The sequence below is a fragment of the Microcystis sp. M113S1 genome (assembly GCF_020246945.1).
Taxonomy (GTDB): Bacteria; Cyanobacteriota; Cyanobacteriia; order Cyanobacteriales; family Microcystaceae; genus Microcystis.
The window spans coordinates 1-2,753 of the sequence record NZ_JADBSA010000243.1 but is presented as its reverse complement, the minus strand read 5'-3'; the positions used below and the strand labels follow the sequence as shown (position 1 = coordinate 2,753).

Below are 2,753 nucleotides of genomic sequence, written 5' to 3'. Positions count from 1 at the left end.
CTGAGATGGAGAGCTTTATTGTAAACTAATCTTACACAGCCCAAAGTGCGCCGCAATAGCGACTCTTGTTCTGGTGTGGGGTAAAATCGGTAAGAATAGGCTTTTTCCATGTCTCACATTTTAGCATATATTTGGTAAATGTGCTAATATTTAACAGTAAAGCCGTCGTGAAACGACGGGGTTTCAGACCCAAAATTTTCGATGATCTTTTGACTGTCAACCTTGTCAAAACCCTTTTGAGTCTTGACTGTCTGCCCATTGTACTCATTGACACTCCCGTCGCTAAAAGCGAGGGATTCTTGGTTCAACGAGTCCACTTAAACTAGATACCTTGCGTTATCCAACCCAGAGGTGGTTCTCTCCCCAAGCATTACTTTTCGTATGCCCTACGATAGTCCCCCCCCAACCCCTCCGACATCGGGGGAGCAAGGGGGGGTACAAAATTTGCTTGAATTGAAACGTTAGCTTCAAATACTGCTTTGTCTAGTTCCTGTAAAGATTTTACCTACTCACAGTTGAGAAACTAGAACTATTGAGTAGAACCCTATATCTTTAATTGTCAAGGTGCAGATAGCATAGTGGTTAGACTACATGGGTTTTTAGAGCGGTTGATTACCCTATCCGCTATACTCATATAGTAGCTATTTGGCCTGAGTAGGTCAAGACCCTTAAAAGAAGAAGTTATTCAAGATTTTGTCAGGAGACTGGACGCTTATTTTTAATCTTGCTTCGTGTCACTGAGCCTTTACATTGAGCCTTTACATTGAGCCTGTCGAAATGTGTCGAAGTGCTGTTTTATATTGGCTGGGGTTTCATCCCGTCGCACTAAGCGCTTCGGGTCTTCACCCCGACATTTGAGATAAAGAGCGGCCAATTCGATCGATCCCCTGATCAAATCTCCAGATTTCCATAACATTTTCCTGTCTGTCCCCTCGCACCCCAGTCTATGAAAGCCTCTCTCTCTAACCGTCGTTGGCTGTCCATCGGTCTCGTCCTGATGTTATTTGCTTTGCTGTCTTTCTCGATTATGCCGCTATTGACTTCTATTCTCCAGAGTGAGCGGCACTCGGGCCAGAGTCATCTGTCCGCAGTCAAACAAGAGGAATTAGCCAGTCAAGCACTGGGTTATCAGATGGTTTTAGAGCGCGAACCCGATAATCAGACGGCTTTGCGGGGATTATTAGATACTCGCTTACAGCAGGGCGATTTAAGGCAAGCGATCGAACCTTTAGAAAAATTAGCGCAACTTAACCCCCAACAATCCGATTATCTGCTACTTTTGGCGGAAGCGAAACAGCAAATAGAGGACTATGCAGGAGCCACAGGCAGTTATCGCGCCCTTTTAGCCTCCCATCCCCAAGAGCTGCGGGCCTTAACTGGATTAACTAATTTATTTCTTAGCCAAAACCGCCCGATCGAGGCGATTAGTCTGGTCAAAGACACGATTGATCGCGCTTTAAAAGCTGCTTCCGATCCCAATAATCCTGCTAGTTTAATCGATATCGTTTCCGTTCAGTTACTTTTAGGCAAAATCTATTTCGATCAGCAAAATTATCCGGAAGCTTTAAAAGCCTATAAACAAGCTCAACAGATGGATGTTAACGATTTCCGACCAATTTTAGCGACAGCGATCGTACTAAAAGAACAGGGCAAAAATCAAGAGGCTCAACCCCTCTTTCAAGATGCTCTCAGTCGCGCTCCTTTTGCTTACAGACAGGAGATTCAGACCCTAGCCGACGAAAATAACAAAATTCAAGCCACAGCCCCTAATCAGTGATCAGCTTTTTCTCCCTTCTCCCCTTGAGACTTGACACTGGGGACAAAAATGAGCCGAGCGTCCACTTAATTTAATTCTGGCAATAGTTGCACCGCAAAGGCGACAATTTTCGCCATTACGACCGTAAACCCAGGCCATCGCCCCATAATTGCCATTAACTCCCGTAACGTGGAGAAAATCGCTAAAACTGGTTCCACCTTCAGCGATCGCCGTTTCTAATACAGAAATAATGTTTTTTGTCAATAAGTCTATTTGCTCAATTTTCAAGAGATTAGCGGCAGTTTGAGGATGGATGCCACTTTTAAAAAGAACTTCATCTGCGTAGATATTGCCAATTCCTGCGACTACATTTTGATCGAGGAGAAAAGTTTTAATCGGACGACGACTTTTTTGACAGTGACTATAGAGGTAATCGGCGGTAAAATTGCGATCAAAGGGTTCTAGTCCCAGTTTTTTGAGACCGGTAATCACAGTTTCTGGGGTTTTATCGGCGGCAATCCACCAAATTTTCCCGAAAGTGCGGGTATCGACAAAGCGCAATTCTTGCTGATTGGCAAAAAAGAAGCGTAAGCGCGTATGAATCGGGAGGGGAGTGGTATCTTTTACCCACAGCAATTGTCCGGTCATACGCAGATGAACCCCGATACTGCTACCATTATCTAAATTGGCGAGGAGATATTTGCCTCGGCGCTGCCAATTGGTAATCGTGGTCTGAGCAATTCCTTGCAGAAAAGTTGCCTCGCAATTAGGATAGGCTAGGGTACGCTGTAATAATACTTCCCCACCGATAATTTTTTTGCCCTGGGTCACTTGATTTAACCCGCGACGCACCGTTTCTACTTCTGGCAATTCTGGCATATAAGTAATTGAACAAAATTAAGTTCTTGGTTAGGGTAGGCAAAAGGCAAAAGAGGCAATAGGCAATAGATAGGGTCTGCTGAAAAAGTTTTTCGGTGGGGGTTGGGGGTTGGGGGTT

General features: G+C 44.6%; 4 protein-coding genes. 1 reads left to right on the top strand and 3 read right to left on the bottom strand.

The genetic code is table 11. The features are described 5' to 3' along the window. A partial coding sequence (locus tag IM319_RS12070; protein ID WP_155119117.1) for a helix-turn-helix domain-containing protein occupies positions 1-110 on the bottom strand: 110 nt, incomplete at its 3' end. Positions 111-745: 635 nt separating this feature from the next. Next, the gene (locus IM319_RS12065; protein WP_287078708.1) at positions 746-916 is read right to left on the bottom strand and encodes a hypothetical protein; all 171 of its coding nucleotides are present in this window, start codon (positions 914-916) and stop codon (positions 746-748) included. Positions 917-946: 30 nt separating this feature from the next. On the opposite strand from IM319_RS12065, the gene IM319_RS12060 reads away from it, so the two are divergent. After that, a complete protein-coding gene (locus IM319_RS12060; RefSeq protein ID WP_286824012.1) occupies positions 947-1,777 on the top strand; it encodes a tetratricopeptide repeat protein in 831 nt (276 codons plus the stop codon). Here the strand turns inward: IM319_RS12060 and IM319_RS12055 are convergent, their stop codons facing one another. After that, positions 1,778-2,635: a DNA-formamidopyrimidine glycosylase gene (locus IM319_RS12055; RefSeq protein ID WP_287078707.1), complete on the bottom strand. Its 858-nt coding sequence runs from the start codon at positions 2,633-2,635 to the stop codon at positions 1,778-1,780. Positions 2,636-2,753: the final 118 nt, after the last annotated feature.

Bases quoted from the DNA above. Each gene is read 5' to 3' on its own strand.
- IM319_RS12065 (WP_287078708.1), bottom strand. From the start codon at position 916: ATGTTATGGAAATCTGGAGATTTGATCAGGGGATCGATCGAATTGGCC.
- IM319_RS12060 (WP_286824012.1), top strand. From the start codon at position 947: ATGAAAGCCTCTCTCTCTAACCGTCGTTGGCTGTCCATCGGTCTCGTC.
- IM319_RS12055 (WP_287078707.1), bottom strand. From the start codon at position 2,635: ATGCCAGAATTGCCAGAAGTAGAAACGGTGCGTCGCGGGTTAAATCAA.